The 18,927-nt window shown below is 60.1% G+C and carries 18 protein-coding genes; 7 read left to right on the plus strand and 11 right to left on the minus strand.

Annotated elements, in window-relative coordinates:
• Positions 1–106 precede the first annotated feature (106 nt).
• Together PYR71_RS26325 and PYR71_RS26330 are read right to left on the minus strand one after the other, a co-directional pair.
• Positions 107–1,147, minus strand: a complete 1,041-nt coding sequence (locus PYR71_RS26325; RefSeq protein ID WP_275621477.1) for an acyltransferase family protein — start codon at positions 1,145–1,147, stop codon at positions 107–109.
• A 248-nt stretch (positions 1,148–1,395) separates the two neighbouring features.
• Complete coding sequence (locus PYR71_RS26330) at positions 1,396–2,223, minus strand: VCBS domain-containing protein (protein WP_275621478.1); 828 nt, start codon at positions 2,221–2,223, stop codon at positions 1,396–1,398.
• Between the two features lie 252 nt (positions 2,224–2,475).
• On the opposite strand from PYR71_RS26330, the gene PYR71_RS26335 reads away from it, so the two are divergent.
• A complete protein-coding gene (locus PYR71_RS26335) occupies positions 2,476–4,083 on the plus strand; it encodes a fumarate hydratase (protein ID WP_275621479.1) in 1,608 nt (535 codons plus the stop codon).
• 33 nt (positions 4,084–4,116) lie between these two features.
• On the opposite strand, the gene PYR71_RS26340 is transcribed toward PYR71_RS26335, so the two are convergent.
• Complete coding sequence (locus PYR71_RS26340) at positions 4,117–4,296, minus strand: hypothetical protein (RefSeq protein WP_275621515.1); 180 nt, start codon at positions 4,294–4,296, stop codon at positions 4,117–4,119.
• A gap of 349 nt (positions 4,297–4,645) precedes the next feature.
• On the opposite strand from PYR71_RS26340, the gene PYR71_RS26345 reads away from it, so the two are divergent.
• Complete coding sequence (locus PYR71_RS26345) at positions 4,646–5,713, plus strand: GGDEF domain-containing protein (protein WP_275621480.1); 1,068 nt, start codon at positions 4,646–4,648, stop codon at positions 5,711–5,713.
• A 6-nt stretch (positions 5,714–5,719) separates the two neighbouring features.
• Here the strand turns inward: PYR71_RS26345 and PYR71_RS26350 are convergent, their stop codons facing one another.
• Complete coding sequence (locus PYR71_RS26350) at positions 5,720–6,331, minus strand: pyridoxamine 5'-phosphate oxidase family protein (RefSeq protein ID WP_183913428.1); 612 nt, start codon at positions 6,329–6,331, stop codon at positions 5,720–5,722.
• A gap of 36 nt (positions 6,332–6,367) precedes the next feature.
• The gene (locus tag PYR71_RS26355) at positions 6,368–7,339 is read right to left on the minus strand and encodes an alpha/beta hydrolase (protein ID WP_275621481.1); all 972 of its coding nucleotides are present in this window, start codon (positions 7,337–7,339) and stop codon (positions 6,368–6,370) included.
• 44 nt (positions 7,340–7,383) lie between these two features.
• On the opposite strand from PYR71_RS26355, the gene PYR71_RS26360 reads away from it, so the two are divergent.
• On the plus strand, positions 7,384–7,854 hold the full coding sequence (locus PYR71_RS26360) for a MarR family winged helix-turn-helix transcriptional regulator (protein WP_183913424.1): 471 nt from the start codon (positions 7,384–7,386) through the stop codon (positions 7,852–7,854).
• A gap of 2 nt (positions 7,855–7,856) precedes the next feature.
• Here PYR71_RS26360 and PYR71_RS26365 read toward each other — a convergent pair whose 3' ends face one another.
• Together PYR71_RS26365 and PYR71_RS26370 are read right to left on the minus strand one after the other, a co-directional pair.
• Positions 7,857–9,047: a low temperature requirement protein A gene (locus PYR71_RS26365; protein ID WP_183913422.1), complete on the minus strand. Its 1,191-nt coding sequence runs from the start codon at positions 9,045–9,047 to the stop codon at positions 7,857–7,859.
• Between the two features lie 30 nt (positions 9,048–9,077).
• Positions 9,078–9,452 (minus strand): gamma-butyrobetaine hydroxylase family protein, encoded by a 375-nt coding sequence (locus tag PYR71_RS26370; protein ID WP_183913420.1) that lies wholly within the window; start codon positions 9,450–9,452, stop codon positions 9,078–9,080.
• A gap of 182 nt (positions 9,453–9,634) precedes the next feature.
• On the opposite strand from PYR71_RS26370, the gene moaA reads away from it, so the two are divergent.
• Positions 9,635–10,681: a GTP 3',8-cyclase MoaA gene (moaA, locus tag PYR71_RS26375; protein ID WP_275621482.1), complete on the plus strand. Its 1,047-nt coding sequence runs from the start codon at positions 9,635–9,637 to the stop codon at positions 10,679–10,681.
• 227 nt (positions 10,682–10,908) lie between these two features.
• Here moaA and PYR71_RS26380 read toward each other — a convergent pair whose 3' ends face one another.
• The 4 genes from PYR71_RS26380 to PYR71_RS26395 all read right to left on the minus strand — a co-directional run bounded on the left by PYR71_RS26380 (position 10,909) and on the right by PYR71_RS26395 (position 15,178).
• A complete protein-coding gene (locus tag PYR71_RS26380) occupies positions 10,909–11,859 on the minus strand; it encodes a sugar-binding transcriptional regulator (RefSeq protein WP_183913416.1) in 951 nt (316 codons plus the stop codon).
• Positions 11,860–11,880: 21 nt separating this feature from the next.
• Positions 11,881–13,347, minus strand: a complete 1,467-nt coding sequence (locus PYR71_RS26385) for an FGGY family carbohydrate kinase (protein WP_275621483.1) — start codon at positions 13,345–13,347, stop codon at positions 11,881–11,883.
• A 65-nt stretch (positions 13,348–13,412) separates the two neighbouring features.
• Entirely contained in the window at positions 13,413–14,369 is a 957-nt protein-coding gene (locus tag PYR71_RS26390; protein WP_275621484.1) for a transketolase family protein, read from the minus strand.
• Entirely contained in the window at positions 14,369–15,178 is an 810-nt protein-coding gene (locus tag PYR71_RS26395; RefSeq protein ID WP_183913410.1) for a transketolase, read from the minus strand. The genes PYR71_RS26390 and PYR71_RS26395 overlap by 1 nt, the downstream gene beginning before the upstream one ends.
• A gap of 213 nt (positions 15,179–15,391) precedes the next feature.
• Between PYR71_RS26395 and PYR71_RS26400 the strand changes: the two genes are divergently transcribed.
• From PYR71_RS26400 to PYR71_RS26410, 3 genes are all read left to right on the plus strand, one after another.
• Positions 15,392–16,372, plus strand: coding sequence for an ABC transporter permease (locus tag PYR71_RS26400; RefSeq protein WP_183913408.1), 981 nt, complete (start codon positions 15,392–15,394; stop codon positions 16,370–16,372).
• 116 nt (positions 16,373–16,488) lie between these two features.
• Positions 16,489–17,418, plus strand: coding sequence for a sugar ABC transporter substrate-binding protein (locus PYR71_RS26405; RefSeq protein ID WP_012484069.1), 930 nt, complete (start codon positions 16,489–16,491; stop codon positions 17,416–17,418).
• 28 nt (positions 17,419–17,446) lie between these two features.
• A complete protein-coding gene (locus tag PYR71_RS26410; protein ID WP_275621485.1) occupies positions 17,447–18,925 on the plus strand; it encodes a sugar ABC transporter ATP-binding protein in 1,479 nt (492 codons plus the stop codon).
• Positions 18,926–18,927 lie beyond the last annotated feature (2 nt).

The following is an 18,927-nucleotide window of genomic DNA, read 5'->3' on the forward strand; positions in this document are numbered from 1 at the left end:
ATCCTGCAATGGAGGAAACGATGCTGAACCCGGCCACTCTACGCATGGTGCGCAGAGAACGCCCGCTTTGTCTGAATGCTGAGATAAGCTCCTACGCGGCCGCGACTTATTCGGCAGGCATGTATAAAGCGGCCCTTCTGCCTCTCTCCAATCGTTTGAGAAACTGCGCAATCTTCTTTTCGACGCAGAAGTAAAAGACGAGTCCAACAGAAACGCAGAATATCGTCGTGATCACGAGCAATGGAATTCGAAGAGCAAGCGGCGTAGTCCAGCGTTCGACCCCGGCAATATAGATCGCGAGCTTTGCCACACCGATCGCAATCATGTGAGTCAGATAGAGCGAGTAGGACGAATCCCCCAATATCTTCAACCATGTCAATTTCGGAAAAAGGCTTGCAGGTTCGGCAACCAGGGCACCCAGGACGATAAAGACCGACGGAACGCCCCATACGAGAACCCGAACGAAACCGTGTGGCTTGTCAAGGAAGGAGGAAGCGACGATGGACACGAGTCCCAGTACCATCAATGCCACCGACAGCCTGGTCGACGCGACGTCGGCTCTCGACATAACGAATGCGATGATAACGCCGGCCAGAAACTCCAGCAACAGCGGCGATGCGTAAACGATAGAATATGGGGTCACTGGCGCGAACAGGCCGATTGCCACGCAAAGCACAAGAAAACCCGTTATCGCCAGAAGACGCTGCGTTCTTCCCTTCAAGAACAGGACAAGGCAAAACGCGGTGTAAAAGAACATCTCATAATTCAGCGTCCAACCCGGAACGAGAACCGGCTGAACGACACCGGTGCCGTCGAAATAGGGCACAAACAGCAGTGACCGGATGATATCAGCTGCGCCAAAGGCGGCATTGTCGTAATTTTTCGGTGAAACGGTGGCCGCAACCACAAACAGCAGAGTGCAGATCCAATAGATGGGCAGAACCCGCTGAATGCGGTTTCGGATAAACTGCAGCGGCGCGGTCGGTCGCGCGTCCGAAATAGTCCACATGATGAAGCCGCTGATGATGAAAAACAGGTCTACACCAGCCGCCAGCGGAACAAAATTCCAACCGAAAATGAATGCAACATGAAAGATTGTGACCGCGATCGCCGCAACAGCACGGAGGTATTGTATAGAGTAAACCATGAGCTCCTCGCTTTGTGCGTCGCAACATGACACGAGAGAGTTGTAGTTTCAATCAAACTTTCGAAAACTTAAATAGCGCGCTATCAACGAGACGCGCGTCGTCGCCCCCATGGCTGGCCCGTGCACGCCGTCGTCGTTGCGAGAGCACCGAGGCGCTGCCGTGGTGCCGAGACCTCGGCTCGCTAAGGCAAAAAAAGCGACAGGAAAGGGGCCATAGCGCGAATACGATCAGAGCGACCGACCAGACCTCATACCAGCAGCGAAATATTGTCCATTACGACCGAATTGCCGATGAAATCGAAACGGATTTCTTCGATGTCTTCGATATTGACCTCGAGACTGGGACTGCTGACCTCAAGCTCCTGCTGATAGACAATCTGGCCGTCATTCAGGGCAGTGAGCGACAGGTGAAAAGGCGACGCAGACAGTTCGGCGATCGAGACGCTCTGAAAGGTGAACTTCCCGCCATCGACCATTTTCAGGATTACGGGCGCAGAACCTGGGGATAGTACGGTATCGCTGAAACCGTCCTCGGTAATGGCGTCGACACCAGGTATGATACCATAGACGATGCCGTTCAGAAGCGTCACGTCGTGGCTGCCGTTCACGGAGAGCGCAAAGCCCCGGTAATTGGGAAGAGAGAAATTATCTGCCCTCGTTAAGACGCCCATATCATCGAAATCTAGGACTTCGTGGTATTTTTCGTCTTCGTTGACGCCGTCGATTGCAAGGGTCAAAACGCCGAGGTCCGTGCCTCCCGAGCCATCCGACATTTTGTAGCTCAGCATTTCGATGAGTTGATCGTACTTGCCTAAATTCTTCACCACGTCGAGCGTGTGGTCCAGCTCATATGTGAAGTGACCGTCAGGTTTCACTCTGAAGATTCCGTACTTACCCTCAATGATCGTGTCATGGTCAGGCCCATGTTTGGCGTCGATACGGATGCCATTGACAAAGCGAACATACATGTCCGCTCCTTCGGGATCGCTGGCGAGGCGCAGCAGATCGCCCCTGATCCAGTCATGCTCGAAAAATACGAGAAGGTCGTCGACAGCAGTTGGCTTTGCATTTGTCATTGGAAGCCCCCGCAGGTTAACGCTGCCGGAATATGAACCGGGCTTGAACTGAAGGCAACCTGAGGTCGGTCGTTTCGCGACAAATGTCGATGTCCCCTTTCTTTCACTCGCTTATCGCGTGTGACATACCGACTGCAAAATGCGGCACGACATGGCCCCAACTCCAAACTTGCGCATGCAGATTGCTTTTGCCCGACAGGAGATTTAGATCGGTTCCAATTTCGCGACGCGCCCACCAGAAAGGTCACTTCGATGGCTGACGATCTCTTTCCGCTCGGCAAGGATGCCACCCCCTATCGCAAGATCAGCAGCGATTACGTCTCGGTCGATCGCTTCAAGGGTCAGGAAATCCTGACCGTCGAGCCGGAGGGCATCCGCCTGCTTGCCGAAACCGCGTTTGCCGATATCAACCATCTGCTCCGGCCCGGCCATCTGAAGCAGCTCGCCTCGATCCTCGATGATGCAGAGTCGACCGATAACGACCGCTTCGTCGCCTACGACCTGTTGAAGAATGCCAATATCGCCGCCGGCGGCGTGTTGCCGATGTGCCAGGACACCGGCACGGCGATCATCATGGGCAAGAAGGGCCGCAGAGTCTGGACCGAGGGTGGCGATACGGCAGCGCTCGCCCGCGGCGTCATGGATGCCTATGAGAAGAAGAACCTGCGTTATTCGCAGCTCGCGCCGGTGAAGATGTTCGAGGAGAAGAACACCAGGAACAACCTGCCGGCGCAGATCGACATTTACCAGGAAGGCACCGACGCCTACGAATTCCTCTTTGTCGCCAAGGGAGGCGGCTCGGCCAACAAGACCTTTCTCTATCAGGGCACGCCCTCGCTCCTGACGCACTACAGGATGATCGACTTCCTCAAGGAGAAGATCCTAACGTTAGGGACGGCGGCCTGTCCGCCCTATCATCTGGCGATCGTCATCGGCGGCACCTCGGCCGAGATGAACCTGAAAACGGTCAAGCTCGCCTCGACACGCTATCTCGACGAGCTGCCAACCGAAGGTTCGGAAAGCGGCCACGCCTTCCGCGACCTCGAGATGGAAAAGGAAATCCACAAGCTGACACAGCAGATGGGCGTCGGCGCCCAGTTCGGCGGCAAGTATTTCTGTCATGACGTACGTGTCATCCGCCTGCCCCGCCACGGCGCCTCGCTGCCGATCGGCCTCGGCGTCTCCTGTTCCGCCGACCGCCAGGCCAAGGGCAAGATCACCCGCGACGGCATCTTCATCGAACAGCTAGAAACCGATCCGTCGAAATACATGCCCGAGATCGACGAGGCGAAACTGTCGGAATCGACCGTCCGTGTCGACCTCAACCGGCCGATGGCCGAGGTGCTTGCCGAACTGTCGCGGCATCCGGTCAAGACGCGCCTGTCCTTGACCGGTACGATCATCGTCGCCCGCGACCTCGCCCACGCCAAAATCCGCGAACGGCTAGAAAAGGGCGAAGGCATGCCCGATTACCTGAAAAACCACCCGGTCTACTACGCCGGCCCCGCCAAGACGCCGGCCGGCTACGCCTCCGGCTCCTTCGGCCCGACGACTGCCGGCCGCATGGATAGTTACGTCGACCAGTTCCAGTCCTTCGGCGGCTCGATGGTCATGCTCGCCAAAGGCAATCGCTCGCGTGCCGTGCGCGAGGCTTGCAAGAAGCATGGCGGTTTCTATCTGGGCTCGATCGGCGGCCCCGCGGCCCGCCTCGCGCAGGATTGCATCCGCAAGGTCGAAGTATTCGAATATCCAGAACTCGGCATGGAAGCGGTCTGGAAGATCGAGGTCGAAGACTTCCCCGCCTTCATCGTCATCGACGACAAGGGCAATGATTTCTTCCAGGAATTGAACCTGGGGTAATTGCGGCAGGCTCGATAGCCGCGGGCGGACTTTCTACCGCGTTGTTCCGCCCGCAATATCCAAAGCATTCACCACATCGCCGTCATCCACCCTTGCCAGGATTTCCGTGCGGAAAGCTCCGGCAAGGAGGCCGGCATGCTCCAACAGCAAGACGCCAGCGGCGATGGCGGCGACGGCCATGATGGCGAAGGAGGTGTGACGAGACCTTCGCATAATCTTACGCCTGAATTTGCAGACTGCGACCGGCTCGGCCGTCAGGAAGTATCGTTGCAAAATACTCGTTCTGAAATAGCCGGCGTCCAAAACCAACTGTCGACAAGATGAATACGATCCTCAGCACAAGAAGAACTGTAAGTTTTTCAGACACCATTCCCGCACAGCGGATATGCATTGCCTCGCTAAAAATACGTTTTTTGATGAAAAATCAAAGACCTGCCGGAAGTATTGCCTCTCCGGGAACTTGTCATATGTAATCTTTGGTATATGTCGCTTTAATCTTTTCCCAAGAAATTCAAGCTAACAACTAAAATATTGCCTTTGAATATCTGAGGAGTATCGCCGGATGAATACGGCTGTCGCGCCCAAGGTGCAGGTTCCCGATGTCGCGGGTCAGATCACCTATGCGATGCGCTCGATGGGCGTTGCCCCGATACCCCGCAATTACGAACTCTTCTACGAGGCCTATATCGGCTCCAATCCTGCCCTTACCCGAGAACTTGCGGCCCTCGGCGCCCATGCGACGCAGGCCGAACTCGACGCGCTCGGCGCGCAATATTTCAACACGAGCCCAGGCCAAGTCTTCGATGACGCCCACACCCGCATATCGGGCGAACTCGACGGGTTGCTGCGGATTCTGCGGCAGGAGCAGAGCTCACTCGAAAGCTATACCAGACTGCTCGGCGAGACCCATAAGCGCATCACCTCCAAGAGCAATGCCAGCGTCGAACTGATCGAAAATGCGATTGAACTTTTAAGCCGGGCGACGGGCGATACCATGGCGCATGGTGAACGCACCGTCGAGGACGTCGTTCAGCGTTCCCAGGAGATGGATCAAGTCCGCAAGGAACTCGACGAATATAAGCGCATCGCCAACACCGACTCGCTCACGCGCCTCTCCAACCGCCGCGCGTTCGACGACCGCCTTGCTGCCGTTTTCAACAATCCAGGCATGCGGCCGGTGACGGCCCTGCTGCTCGCAGACATCGACAATTTCAAGAAAATCAACGACACCTACGGCCATCCCGTCGGCGACAAGATCCTCGCTACCGTCGCCTCGGTGGTCCGCAGCAATGTGCGACGCGACGTCTTCGTCGCCCGTGCCGGCGGTGAGGAATTCGCGCTGATCATCGAGGGCAACACGGCCGAGGAAGTGACGGCGATTGCCGAACGCATCCGCCGCACGCTGGAGACCACCCCGTTCAAAAACTCCCGCACACGCGTGAATTACGGCCCGATTACCGTGTCGATCGGCATCTGCATGGCCTCTAATGCCGAGGATGCCGGCGAGCTTTACAGCAAGACCGACATCGCCCTTTACGGCGCCAAGAATGCCGGACGCAACTGCATCGTCCTCTATCAGGACGGGATGCAGAAGGACTTCAGCAAGAGCTGGCTGATCTACAAGGCCTGACGGCTTTCACCACATCGTCTTCGCCGCGCGACCGGGCCACTCCCGGTCGTAGGTTTCCTGGTCGAAATCGCCGACGGCCGCCTTCAGCATCTGCCCCGGCGTCGGCAGAGCGGCGGGGTCGGCAAAGTGCGAGGCATTCCAGAGCTCGGCCCGCATCACGGCGCGCGCGCACTGGAAATAGACCTCGTCGATGGAGATGACGACGACCGTGCGCGGATGTTTGCCGTCCATCTCAAAACCCCTGAGTAGCGTCTCGTCATTGGAGACGACGCCGCGACCATTGATGCGCATCGTCGTGTTCGAGCCGGGGATCAGGAACATCAGCGCAAGCCTGGGGTCACGCACGATGTTGGAGAGCGAATCGACGCGGTTGTTGCCGCGCCAGTCGGGCAGATGCAGCGTCTCGTCGCCGACAACGCGCACCACGCCGCCGAGATCACCGCGCGGCGAACAGTCGAGCCCTTCCGGCCCGACGGTAGCAAGTGCGGCAAAGGGCGAGATCGCGATCATCTGGCGGTAAAGCGGCGTCAGTCGCGTCGTCACCTTGTCGACCGAGGCCTGCGATAGGCCTGCGCCATAGATCGTATTGAGCTCTTCGATGCTGCTGATGATTTTCATGGGGCGCCCGCCGCGACTTGATCTTCGCGCCGGACGCTACAATGCCGCGCGCCGCGCCGGAAGCTCAAAAATCGGAATGATCTCCGCATCTTTTTTGATGCATTCGAGCTCCTTATGCGCCTCCTCTTCGAGGAAGGCCGCGACTGCTCCAAGGACTGGAGCCGCGCCGACGATGCGCCGATGCCCGAAGCCGTTCGCCCAGAACAGCCGTACACGCTTGCCCGCCGCACCATAACGCCTGGCATGCGCCGACGACACTTCCTTGTCGTCCTCCGCATGAACCACGAGCACCGAACTCGAGATCGTACCTGCCGTATTGCCGGCGTCGAATTCTTCGAGTCTCCGCCCGGTGACATGATGAACCTCATTCTCCAGTGCCGCCTGTGCAGCGGCGCCAAGGCCGATCAGCCGGCCGAAATCGGTGAAGAGCCATGCCATGTCGCTGGGCGCGCCGATCAGCACCAGTCGCTCGCCAGTGACGGGCGCCGCGTCTGGCAGGAGGGCGGCGGCCGAGACCATCAGCGCTGCACCGCCGAAGGAATGGCCGATCGCCGCATCGAATGCGCCGAACCGCTCCCCCGCCGCCGCGATCGCCTCGACAGCAAGCCCCATATGCAGGAAGCGTCCGCGCGCACGACCGTGACCGGGAAAGTCGAGCGCCACGACCTCGGCACCCGTTGCCGCCAACGTCGAAACGAGATCGGCCATATAGACCACACTGGAACCCCAGCCATGGGTGACGAGATAGCGCTTGCGCTTCCCGAGCGCCCCGCCGTTCAGCCGGTACGCATGGGCTTTGGCGCCGCTGGAAAGCTTGAGGACGAAACGCTCGGCGCCCGCAAGCCGTGCCGCACCAGCCGCATGCGCCGCCTTCGCCTTGCCGCCCTTCGGACGCTGCGATGGCGTGCGGCAAAACAGCAGAAACGCCGCCCTGCCCGCAAGCCGGGGAGAAACTGCTTGCAGAACCGAGAATCCCAGGCGGATGACCTTGAGCGCGAAATTTGCCATAGTGGGAATCCAATACGTTCAACACTGAACAATAAAGTACAACGATGAACAAAAATCAATCCCTTCCCTGGGATCATCCACGTTTTCGCAGCTGGATCGCGGTGGCGCGCGCCTGCCAGCTGATGCAGCAGTCACTGACCCGCTCGCTGGCCGATCTCGACATCAAGCCGCCGCACCTCGACATTCTGGTCAATCTCTACCGTTTCGAAGGCATCTCGCAGCAGGAGCTCGCGCGCAAGCTCTTGGTCGGCCGCTCCAATATGAGCATGCTGCTGCCGCAGATGGAAAAGCGTGGGCTGATCGAGCGGCGCGGCGACGCGCGCGACAAACGCGTGCTGCGCCTTTATCTCACCACGGAAGGCCGCCGGTTGACCGAGGCGGCGATGGCGATTCAGACCGATCTCATCGAACGCACGCTCTCCGACGAGCCGATCGAGCAATGCATGGCGACCGCCGATTCAATGGAACGCATTATCACCGTGCTGCTCAAGGATCTCAGCAACGACGACGATTGATCTCAATGCAGCGTCGGCGCCGCCGATGTGCCGGTCAGCGAGCGGTATTCCCAGGCCGCGACAATGATCAGAACCAGCGTCGCCAGAATGCCCAGCAGATAGATCTCGATGAAGGGTGCTGCGAAGGTAAGCAGGATCAGGAACACGAGGCCGGCGAGATGCGACAGCGGCAGCTGCCTGCTGGTCGCGCCCTTGAACCAGAGATTGCCGATCAGGAACAGGCCGGAGCCGCCAAGCACCGCCGCGGCGATGCCGAGATCGCCCACCTCATGCGGATGCGAGAACATGAATTCGACCGCCACCGCATGTACGATGATGCCGGCAAGGATCGGGATGTGCCCATAGGTGAAGGCCAGCCGCGCCAAAGCTCCCGGCGTCTCCTCATGTTCGATGCGGTGGGCAGCACGACCGTGGCCGAAGCGGAAATAAAGCCACCACATGGCAACCGTGCCGACGAAGCCGGTGACGAAAACAATGCCCGTCAGCCCCGAAACCGGCAGCTCCGAAAAAGTGCGGCCGGACACGAGGATCGCCTCGCCGAGGCAGATGATGACGAAGAGCGCACAGCGCTCGGCCATATGGGCGCCGGAAACATCCCAGTCGCTGGCCTGTGAGCGGCCGAGGCCGGGGACCGCAAAACCGGCCGCCGGTCCGGCATATTCGATCGCCAGCGCGATCACCCAGGCGATGAGGCGGGCTTCATGATCGAGGAGCCCGCCGGCGATCCAGAAGATCCCAGCCACCACAAGCCAGGTGCTGATGCGGATGAAATTCAGCGTGTTGGCGCGGTCGACGCGCGTCATCGCATAGGTCGTAAATAGCGAGCGGCCGACCTGCATCGCCACATAGGCGCCGGCAAAGAACAGCCCTTTGTCGCCGAATGCTTCGGGAATGGAGGCTGACAGCATCAGCCCCAGCATCATCAGCACGACGAGCATGCCGCGCACCGGCATCTTGTCGGGATCGAGCCAGTTCGTCACCCAGGCGGTGAAGATCCACACCCACCAGACGGCAAAGGTCATCAGCGCCGCTTCGGCGGCGCCGAGCGGCGTGTAATGGGCGGCAAGCGCATGCGAAAGCTGCGAGATCGAAAAGACGAAGACCAGATCGAAGAAGAGCTCGAGGAAGGTCACCTTGCTGCCGGCGGCGCTGCCTTTGGCGCGCAGCCAGTTCTTGCTATTCGCTTTCGCCATAAATTCCCCGACGGCTGGTTATTTTTCAGTTCAGCGCGGCTTTTCCGCCGTGTCGCGGTTCATACCCTTTTCCCTGAGCTCGTCCTCATAGGCCGAAAACAGCTCCGCCCCCCGTTCGCCGAGCTCACGCAGATAGGTCCAGGTGTAGATGCCGGTATCGTGCATGTCGTCGAATCCAATCCTGACGGCGTAATTGCCGGTCGGCGTCATCGAGATGATTGCCACGTTGCGCTTGCCCGGCACCGTCACCTTCTGCCCCGGCCCGTGGCCCTGCACCTCGGCCGAGGGCGACAGCACGCGCAGGAGTTCGGCCGACAGGTCGAAGCTCCGGCCGTCGTCGAAGGTTATCGCCAGCCACTGCCGGTCTTTCGAAACACGAAGTTCGCTCGGCCAGGTATCGCTCATCTCTAACACCTCTTTCCCCTGGAGAAGTAGGCGTTCGCCTGTTTCGTGGCAAGCGCAAATTAGCGTGTGCGAAATCCATTTCCCTTGACGGCGCAATCACATATGCACAAATAGAAACATATCGCTTGAAACAGGCAGACGTACGGGTCTGGCGCGTTTCAGATCCGGCTGCGGAGGAAAAGGTGAATACGAGAATAGGAACGATAGGCACCGCATCGCCGCTGGCGGTGGATGCACATCCAATGATCGACCCTTTCGGCCGGGCAGTCACCTATCTCCGCGTCTCCGTCACCGACCGCTGCGATTTCCGCTGCACTTATTGCATGGCCGAGAACATGACCTTCCTGCCGAAGAAGGACCTGTTGACGCTGGAAGAACTCGACCGGCTCTGTTGCGCCTTCGTCGCCAAGGGCGTGAGGAAGATCAGGCTAACCGGCGGCGAGCCGCTGGTGCGCAAGAACATCATGTATCTGGTCCGCCGGCTCGGCGAGAAGATCGGCTCCGGCCTCGACGAGCTGACCCTGACCACCAACGGCTCACAGCTGTCGCGCCATGCCGAGGAACTTTATGAGTGCGGCGTGCGCCGCATCAACGTCTCGCTCGATACGCTCCATCCCGACAAGTTCCGCAAGATCACCCGCTGGGGCGATTTCGCCAAGGTCATGGAAGGTATCGATGCCGCTAAAAAGGCCGGGATGAAGATCAAGCTCAACGCCGTGGCGCTGAAGGATTTCAACGATACCGAGATGCCCGATCTCCTGCGCTTCGCCCATGGCCGCGGCATGGATCTGACGGTCATTGAAACCATGCCGATGGGCGAGGTCGACGAGGACCGTACCGACCAGTACCTGCCGCTCTCCGAGCTGCGCGCCGATCTGGAGAAACAGTTCACGCTGACCGACATCGACTACCAGACCGGCGGCCCGGCCCGTTACGTCAGGGTCACAGAGACCGGCGGCCGCCTCGGCTTCATCACGCCGATGACCCATAATTTCTGCGAGAGCTGCAACCGTGTGCGCCTGACCTGCACCGGCACCCTCTATATGTGCCTGGGCCAGAACGACGCCGCCGATCTGCGCGCCGCACTGCGCGCCACCGAAGACGACGCCCTCCTCCAGGCTGCCATCGACGAAGCCATTACCCGCAAGCCGAAAGGCCACGACTTCATCATCGACCGGACTCACAATCGACCAGCGGTGGCGCGGCATATGAGTGTTACGGGTGGGTAAGGCCCGATCCCCCAAGCGGGAGCGATTGATCCAGTAAATCGATCGCAGGGCCGAACGCCCTGAGCCCAAGCGAAGGGCCGGAATATGGCGTGGCAAATTCCACAAGTATCCAGAAGTGTCAGCAACGCCCGCGAGAGCCTCGCGCCACGACGGTCAGCCTTCGTGAGGCGCGTAGCCCATCGGGCGGAGCCTCGAAGGAAGAGGCGGGCACTCCACCACCCGCGCCGTCAGTCGATCAACCGCTGCGCGGTAAACTTGTCCGTTACAAGCATGTCGATAACCCCAACGCGGAGCGCGCCCGCGATGGCGTCGGTCTTTTTGGCACCGCCAGCAAGGGCGATGACCCGGTCCACCCGTTCGAGATCCTCGAGTGGAAGCCCAATGACGCGGTCGTCCAGTGGTGTCTTGACCGGCTTGCCGTTCTTGTCGAAGAAGCGAAGCGAGATATCGCCGACGGCTCCTGCTTCCGCGAGATCGGAGAGTTCGCGGGACGAAAAGATGTTGCCGGACCGCGCGAGAAGTTCGGACGGTTCGACGGCTCCGATTCCGACGATCGCAAGCGTTATGCTGCCAAAGAGATCCATCGTCTCCCGGACGAAGGGGTCGGCCTGCATCAGAAGTTTTGCCTCTCTGGATGTCGTAACGCCCTGCACAGGCAGCAGTTTCGGCTCGGCGCCGGTCAGCCGCGCAAGCCGCGTGGTCAGCTGCGTTGCATGCGTCTGCACGGAAGGATCGCCCATGCCTCCCAAGGTCTGGACGACGTACTTCGCCTGAGCGCTCTTCTGGGGATGAATGTTCTCGACCATCTTGAAGATGGTCTGGCTCCAACTCGAAACGCCGATGATCTCCCCCGGCGCAAGCGTCACCTCCAGGAGATGCGCCGCCGCCTCGCCGATACGGGCCATGATGGCTCCGTCCCGATCTTCCGTGCATTCGACGACGATTGCCTCCGGCAGATGGTATTTTTCGCGAAGCACGCTCTCGAGTTCGCTGTAGGTGCCGACGGGAGGGATCACGCTGGTTCGTACGATATCTTCCGCCTCGGCACGCTTCAGCATACGCGACACCGTCGCCTGCGACAGGCGAAGGTGTTGCGCGATCTCCGCCTGCCGCCGCCCCTCGATGTGGTACATCTGGGCGACCCTTGAAATGAGGCGGAGTTCGTTGAGGCGAGTCATCGCTGGTCCCAGGGTGAATTTTTATTCACCTTTAGCCTGTGTTTTGCAGGACGTCGAGCGGGCAAGCGCATCATTCCAGATCTCGAGAAGTGCTGCTCGATCCACGGGTTGCGGCTCAATAATTTGGGTGTTCCGCGGCAGCTCCGAGACAATATGGAGATCGCTCCACAAGCCGAGTGACAGCCCCGCCAGATAGGCGGCGCCAAGAGCCGAGGCCTCGGGTGCTTCGCATTGGATGACGGGATGGTCGATCAGGTTCGAGACGCACTGCATCAGGAAACGGTTCTGGCTCGGCCCGCCGTCCACATAGAGCGCGCCGAGCTCGCCGCCGCTCTGTTCCCGCATGGCAGCGATCACATCGTGCACCTGGAAAGCGATCGAATCGGTTACCGACCGCGCCATCTGCGCGCGTGTCGTATTGAAGTTGATCTGGGAGAACAGGGCACGAGCGTCGGAATTCCAGTAAGGCGCACCGAGCCCCACGAACGCCGGCACGAAGCCGGGCGCGCCCGGCTCGGCGCTCGCCGCAAGTTCGACAAGGGCGGCTACGTCAGCCAGGCCGAGGATGTCAACCATCCAGGGAAGGCTGGCGGCGCAAACGAGAATATTGCCCTCGAACGCAAAAGTCGGTTTTCCCCCGATACGCCATGCGACGGTAGTTGTGATGCCGTTGCGCGGGGCAATGAATTGCGGCAGCGTCGTCATGACCGAAGAACCGGTTCCGAAGGTCACCTTGCCGTCGCCCGGCTTGAATGCTCCATGGCCGAACAGGGCCGCGTGGCTGTCCCCAATCGCGGCCATGATCGGCGTGCCATCCGGCACCCCTGGTAATCCTTGCGTTCTGCCGAAATCGGCTGAGCTGTCGAGCACCTCGGGCAGGAGCCCGATATCGACGCCGAAGATCTCGCCGAGTTCCTCGCTCCATCTCTGTTCGTTGAGATCGAACAACTGGCTCCTTGCGGCATTCGAAGCGTCGCAGACATGCCGGCGACCACCCGTTAGGCAGTGAATGAGCCAACTGTCGACCGTTCCCAGCCGTACCGATCGCCCGGCCGGAATCCGGTCGAGCAGCCATCGGAATTTCGAACCCGGGAACATCGGATCCAGAGGCAGGCCGGTCAGCGCCTGCACACGATCAAGGCGGCCTTCGGTAATCAGACGTTCGCAATCCTGCGCCGTTCGACGGCACTGCCAGCTGACCACCGGTCCGAGCGCGTCTCCGGTTTCCGCGTCCCAGGCGGTAACGGACTCGCGCTGGTTGGAAATGGCTACGGCCTCGATCGTCACATCGGGGCCGGTCTTCAGGCAGGCGTCGACCGCTTCGCAGACCGAGGCGTACAGCCGGCGTGGATCTTGTTCGACCCACCCCTCCCGCGGATAGGAGATGCCGACAGGAGACGAACCTCTGCCGATGATTTCCCCCGTCTCGGAAACGAGAACTGCCTTCGAATTGGTCGTGCCCTGGTCGATTGCCAGAATTGCCCGCATTCTATCCTCCACAGATCAGGCGGTAGCCGCGGCGGCAAAATACGCCCCGGCCGCTCCATCCCCAGTTACTTGCGCTTGATCAGCGCCTGTGCAGCGTCGGCGATTGCGGACGGCGACATTCCGTATTCGTCGAGCAGGAACTCTGCCGAACCGGTCGGGGCATAGACGCCGGGAACGCCGAGACGCTTCATCGGAACTGGAGCATAATCGACCACCACTTCGGCCACCGCCGAGCCGAGCCCGCCAAAGATCGAATGCTCTTCGGCCGTAACGATCGCGCCGGTTTCCCTCGCCGCGGCGATGATGGCCTCCTCGTCGATCGGACGAACCGTTGCGAGGTTGAGCACCCTGGCATCGATACCGCGGTCGGCGAGAATCTCGGCAGCCTTCACAATGCGATGGGTTAGGGTGCCGTTGGCGATCAGGGTGACGTCGGAACCCTGGCGAAGGAGATTCGCCTTGCCGAGTTCGAACCTATGCCCCTCCGGAAGAAGGTCGGGCACGCCGACCCGCGACAGACGCAGGAAGCAGGGCCCGCTGTAGGTCGCCGCCCAGGCAACGGCAGCAGCGGTTTCGATCCGGTCGCAGGGCGCGATGACCGGGAGATTGGGCAAGACGCGCGTCCAGGCAAAGTCTTCGATCGAATGATGAGTCGGACCGAGTTCGCCATATGCCATTCCGGACGAAATGCCCACCAGTTTGACGTTTGCGTTCGAGTAGGAAATGTCTGCCTTGATCTGCTCCAGCGACCGCCCCGTGAGAAACGGAGCAGCGCCGCACACGAAGGGCAGCCGCCCGCCATTGGCGAGCCCTGCTCCGACGCCGACCATGTTCTGCTCCGCGATGCCGACATTGACGAGGCGTTCCGGAAACCTCGACTTGAAGCCGCCGAGCTTGGAGGAACCGACGGAATCATTGCAGACGGCAACGATCGTTTCGTCTTCAGCTGCCAGCCGCTCGAGCGTAGAGGCGAATGCATCGCGGCAATCGTGAAGCTTGGGTGGGTTTACTGGCGCGTTCATTACAGTGCCTCCGACAATTCTGCCAATGCGATTTCGTATTGTTCCCTACTCGGCACCTTATGGTGCCACTCGACCCGGTCCTGCATGAAGGAGATTCCGTGGCCCTTGTTGGTGTGGGCGACGATGCAGTGCGGTCCTGAACCCCGGTGTTCGAGAGCCGGAACGATTTCGCCCATATTGTTGCCGTCGATCTCGGTGACTTCCCAGCCGAAGGCTTCGAGCTTCGGACGAAGCGGAGCGAGATCGTTGGTCTCGGCAAGCGCGGCGCCCTGCTGGAACCTGTTGTGATCGATGATCAAGGTCAGGTTCTCGAGCTTGAACTGGGCTGCCGCCATGATCGCTTCCCAGTTGGAGCCCTCTTGCATCTCGCCGTCGCCGGTGACGACGTAGGTGTGATATCTAGCGCCCGAGAGTTTAGCGGCTTTCGCCATTCCGACTGCAACCGGAAGACCGTGGCCGAGCGGCCCGGTATTCGTTTCGACGCCGGGAACCTTATTGCAATTCGGATGCCCGTTCAGCCTCGAATGCGGTTGCAAAAAGGTGGAAATCTCCTCCTCCGGGATGAAGCCGCGTTTTGCGAGCGTCACATAGAGAGCGCAAGCCGTATGTCCCTTTGAAAGAACGAACCTGTCGCGGTCGGGATGCTTCGGCTGGTCCGGCCAGACATTCAGCACACGAAAATAGAGCGCGGTCAAAATGTCGATGACCGACATCTCCCCGCCGATATGGCCGGCGCCCGCTTCAAAGACCGCCTGGAGATCGCGCAATCGGATTTCGCGGGCGATGCGCTCAAGTTCTGTCGAATCCATGGGTTCCTCTTGGTGCATAAATATTCACTACTCAATATTCTTGCACAATACGCCGATTAGTCAAGCCTTTAGACGCGAAGCCTGGCGACGCCGTGTTGGAACAAATCCTGTTGACAGACGAAAAGCAAGTTGTTAATGAATTTTCCAGCAATAGTGAATAATTATTCTTGCTTGCACAAATATCGGATACAAGCCTAGGCATAGGGAGGAGCAATGGTGGCGCTCGATATCAATGAACAAAGGCTTTCGTCCGGCGCTTGGCTCGGTAAGCTCAAGGGAGCCACCGGTCCGCTCGTGGGATTGCTCGCGCTGTGCATCTTTCTGAGCTTCAGCACAGACACGTTTCTTTCGGTTCGAAACGGCCTCAATATCCTCGACCAGATCACCGTCCTCGGCATCATGGCGGTTGGAATGACGTTCGTCATCCTGATCGGCGGCATCGATCTCTCCGTTGGCTCCGCACTCGCCCTGGCGATGATGGTCATGGGCTGGACGGCGAACGTCGCCGGTCTGCCGCTGCCCGTGGGGATCGCCTTTGCCCTGATCGCTTCGGCTATTTCAGGCCTTATCGTCGGGCTTCTGGTGACGCAGTTCAGGGTTCCAGCGTTCATCGCCACGCTTGCGATGATGTCGGCGGCGCGCGGCGTTGCGAACATGATCACCGACGGCCAGCAGATCGTCGGCTTTCCCGACTGGTTCATGATGCTGGCGATCGATCGTCATTTCGGCGTCATGACTGCCACGGTCTTCCTCATGCTCGCGGTCGTTCTTGCGGCATGGCTCTTCCTGCACTTCCGCTCCGAAGGCCGCATGCTCTATGCGGTGGGCGGCAACGCCGAAGTCGCGCGCCTGGCAGGCATCAACGTTCCGCTGGTGACCATAGCCGTCTATGTCGTGAGCGCCGTCCTTGCCGGGCTCGCAGGCATCGTGCTCGCCGCCCGCCTGGATTCCGTCCAGCCCTCCAGCGGCCTGGGTTATGAGCTGGACACCATCGCCGCGGTCGTTATCGGCGGCACGTCGCTCTCCGGCGGCGCGGGCGGCATCGGGGGAACGCTGATCGGTGTGCTGATCATCGGCGTGCTTCGCAACGGCCTCAACCTTCTCAACGTCTCGCCCTTCCTGCAGCAGGTGATCATCGGGATCGTCATCGTGCTCGCGGTCGGCGCAGAGACCATTCGTCGGCGTCGCGCCTGACGCGCATGCTCCGCCGCGTTGGCGGACACGGAATTCCGTCCCGGAAATTCGGGGCGGATCAATAACCCCAGGGGGAGGACATACCCTGGGGTCCATCAAACAACGGAGGAACTTCAATGAAAATTGCGCGCACCATGCTCGCGTCCGCTGCACTGCTCGGTCTCATGCTCGGTCCCGTACACGCGGCGGAACTGAAGAAGCTTGGCCTAGCCGTTGCCAACCTTCAGGCAAACTTCTTCAACCAAATCAAGCAATCGGTCGAGGCCGAAGCCAAGAAGCGCGGCATCGAAGTCATCACGGTCGACGCGAAGGGCGACGGGCCGACGCAGGTCAACCAGATCCAGGATCTTCTGACCCAGAAGATCGACGCGCTGATCTACATCCCGGCAGGTGCGGCAGCGGCGACCGTTCCGGTCAAGCTGGCGAAGAACGCCGGCATTCCGGTCGTCAACGTCGACCGCAACGCCGAGGGCGCGCCGGGCGATACTTTCCTTGCAACGGATTCCGTCGCATCGGCCAAGGCAGTGTGCGACTACATTCTGAAGGAAGCCGGCGGCAAGGGTAAGATGGTCATCATCCATGGCCAGAAGGGCACCACCCCGGAAGTCGATCGCTCGAAGGGCTGCGGTGAATCGCTCAAGGCCTATCCTGATGTGAAGGTTGTCGCCGAGCAATATTCGAACATCTGGAGCCAGGACGAAGGCTTCCAGATCATGCAGAATATGCTGCAGGCAAACCCCGACGTCTCGATCGTCTTCGCACAGGCCGATGGCCTCGCGCTTGGCGCCGCTCAGGCGATCAAGGTCGCAAATCCCTCGCAGAAGATCGTGGTCGGCGGCTTCGATGGGGATACCGCGGCTCTTGAAGCGCTCAGCAAGGGCGTCTTCAACGTGACGGCGACGCAGCAGACGCAGAAAATGGGCCGCGATGCAGTCGAAAACGCCGCCAAGCTTGTCGCCGGTGAAAAAGTACCGCCGGTACAGCTCTTGGATGCCACGCTGACAACCAAGGAAAACGTCGCAGGCTTCATCGCCAACCATCCGTAATGATGTCGAGGTCTTGAGGAGGTGTGCCGTGACTGATTCAGTTCTTTCCCTGAGGGGCATATCCAAGTGGTATGGGCCGCTCCAGGTGCTGAAGAATGTCAGCCTGGACGTCTATCCCGGTGAAGTGGTGGCACTTCTCGGTGAAAACGGAGCGGGCAAGTCGACGCTGTCAGGCATCATTGCCGGTTCACGCACACCCTCCGAGGGTTCGATGACATGGTTGGGGCAGCCTTATGCCCCGACTACCCCACGCGAAGCGATCGACAAGGGCGTTGTCCTGATCCATCAGGAACTGCAGCTTCTGCCGCAACTGTCGATCGCCGAAAACGTCTTCATCGGACGCTGGCCGATGAAGAACGGCGTCGTCGACCGGGCTCAGATGGTTCGCCGGGCCCAGGACCAGCTCGCGCGTTTGAACCTTCATATACCGGCCACACGGATGGTCGCCGGCCTTTCCACGGCAAATCAACAGCTCATCGAAATCGCCAAGGCGCTGGCTCTCAACGCCAAGCTCCTGATCCTCGATGAACCGACAGCCGCCCTCGGCGGCGCGGAGACGGAAGCTCTGTTCGAGCAGGTTCGCAAGCTTCGCTCGGAAGGTGTCGGCATCGTCTACATCTCCCACCGCATGGAAGAGATCAAGCAGATCACCGACCGGATCGTCGTTCTTCGCGATGGGGAGCGGGTGCAGGAATTCTCAGACAGCGCCACCCCGGTGCGAACGATTGTCGAGAGCATGGTCGGACGCCCGCTTGATCGCCTGTTCCCTACCCTCCCGGTTCCGACGGACCGCCCGGTCCTTGAGGTATCAGGGCTGAGCTCGCCTGATGACTCTTTCCGCGACGTTAACTTCGAGGTGCGGGCCGGAGAAATTCTCGGCATCGCCGGACTGGTCGGTGCCGGCCGCACCGAACTGGTGCGTGCAATTGCGGGAGCGGATCCAATCAGTGCAGGCTCAATCAAGCTGGAAGGCGAGGAACTCAGGTTGCGCGACCCGGCCGACGCGATCGCCAAAGGCATCGTGATGGTTCCGGAAGACCGCAAGGAGCAGGGCCTGATCGTCGGGCACCGGATCAGCGAGAACATTATCTACGCCAATCTGGACAAACTCGGCGGCGGCTGGATTACGCCGCGCATCAAGCGCTCCTTCGCGGAAAAGGCAGTTGCCAAGTTCGGCGTCAAGGGCCGCGCCGAGCAGTACGCCTCCGATCTTTCCGGCGGCAACCAGCAGAAGGTCGTCATCGCGAAGTGGCTCTTGCGCGAGCCCAAGGTCGTAGTCCTCGACGAACCGACGCGAGGCATCGACGTCGGCGCCCGCGCGGGCATCTACGACATAATCGTCGACCTTGCCAAACAGGGTGTGGCGGTCATCGTCGTCAGCTCGGACCTCGAGGAAGTTCTCGGCATTTCCAATCGCATTCTCGTGCTTGCCCAGGGCAAGCAGGCAGGCATCCTCGATCGTGACCAGGCGAATGACGTCTCGGTCATGGAGCTAGCGACCATCTAAAC

The sequence above is a fragment of the Rhizobium mulingense genome (assembly GCF_029194105.1).
Taxonomy (GTDB): domain Bacteria; phylum Pseudomonadota; class Alphaproteobacteria; order Rhizobiales; family Rhizobiaceae; genus Rhizobium; species Rhizobium mulingense.

Bases quoted from the DNA above. Each gene is read 5' to 3' on its own strand.
- PYR71_RS26325 (WP_275621477.1), bottom strand. From the start codon at position 1,147: ATGGTTTACTCTATACAATACCTCCGTGCTGTTGCGGCGATCGCGGTC.
- PYR71_RS26330 (WP_275621478.1), bottom strand. From the start codon at position 2,223: ATGACAAATGCAAAGCCAACTGCTGTCGACGACCTTCTCGTATTTTTC.
- PYR71_RS26335 (WP_275621479.1), top strand. From the start codon at position 2,476: ATGGCTGACGATCTCTTTCCGCTCGGCAAGGATGCCACCCCCTATCGC.
- PYR71_RS26340 (WP_275621515.1), bottom strand. From the start codon at position 4,296: ATGCGAAGGTCTCGTCACACCTCCTTCGCCATCATGGCCGTCGCCGCC.
- PYR71_RS26345 (WP_275621480.1), top strand. From the start codon at position 4,646: ATGAATACGGCTGTCGCGCCCAAGGTGCAGGTTCCCGATGTCGCGGGT.
- PYR71_RS26350 (WP_183913428.1), bottom strand. From the start codon at position 6,331: ATGAAAATCATCAGCAGCATCGAAGAGCTCAATACGATCTATGGCGCA.
- PYR71_RS26355 (WP_275621481.1), bottom strand. From the start codon at position 7,339: ATGGCAAATTTCGCGCTCAAGGTCATCCGCCTGGGATTCTCGGTTCTG.
- PYR71_RS26360 (WP_183913424.1), top strand. From the start codon at position 7,384: ATGAACAAAAATCAATCCCTTCCCTGGGATCATCCACGTTTTCGCAGC.
- PYR71_RS26365 (WP_183913422.1), bottom strand. From the start codon at position 9,047: ATGGCGAAAGCGAATAGCAAGAACTGGCTGCGCGCCAAAGGCAGCGCC.
- PYR71_RS26370 (WP_183913420.1), bottom strand. From the start codon at position 9,452: ATGAGCGATACCTGGCCGAGCGAACTTCGTGTTTCGAAAGACCGGCAG.
- PYR71_RS26380 (WP_183913416.1), bottom strand. From the start codon at position 11,859: ATGACTCGCCTCAACGAACTCCGCCTCATTTCAAGGGTCGCCCAGATG.
- PYR71_RS26385 (WP_275621483.1), bottom strand. From the start codon at position 13,347: ATGCGGGCAATTCTGGCAATCGACCAGGGCACGACCAATTCGAAGGCA.
- PYR71_RS26390 (WP_275621484.1), bottom strand. From the start codon at position 14,369: ATGAACGCGCCAGTAAACCCACCCAAGCTTCACGATTGCCGCGATGCA.
- PYR71_RS26395 (WP_183913410.1), bottom strand. From the start codon at position 15,178: ATGGATTCGACAGAACTTGAGCGCATCGCCCGCGAAATCCGATTGCGC.
- PYR71_RS26400 (WP_183913408.1), top strand. From the start codon at position 15,392: ATGGTGGCGCTCGATATCAATGAACAAAGGCTTTCGTCCGGCGCTTGG.
- PYR71_RS26405 (WP_012484069.1), top strand. From the start codon at position 16,489: ATGAAAATTGCGCGCACCATGCTCGCGTCCGCTGCACTGCTCGGTCTC.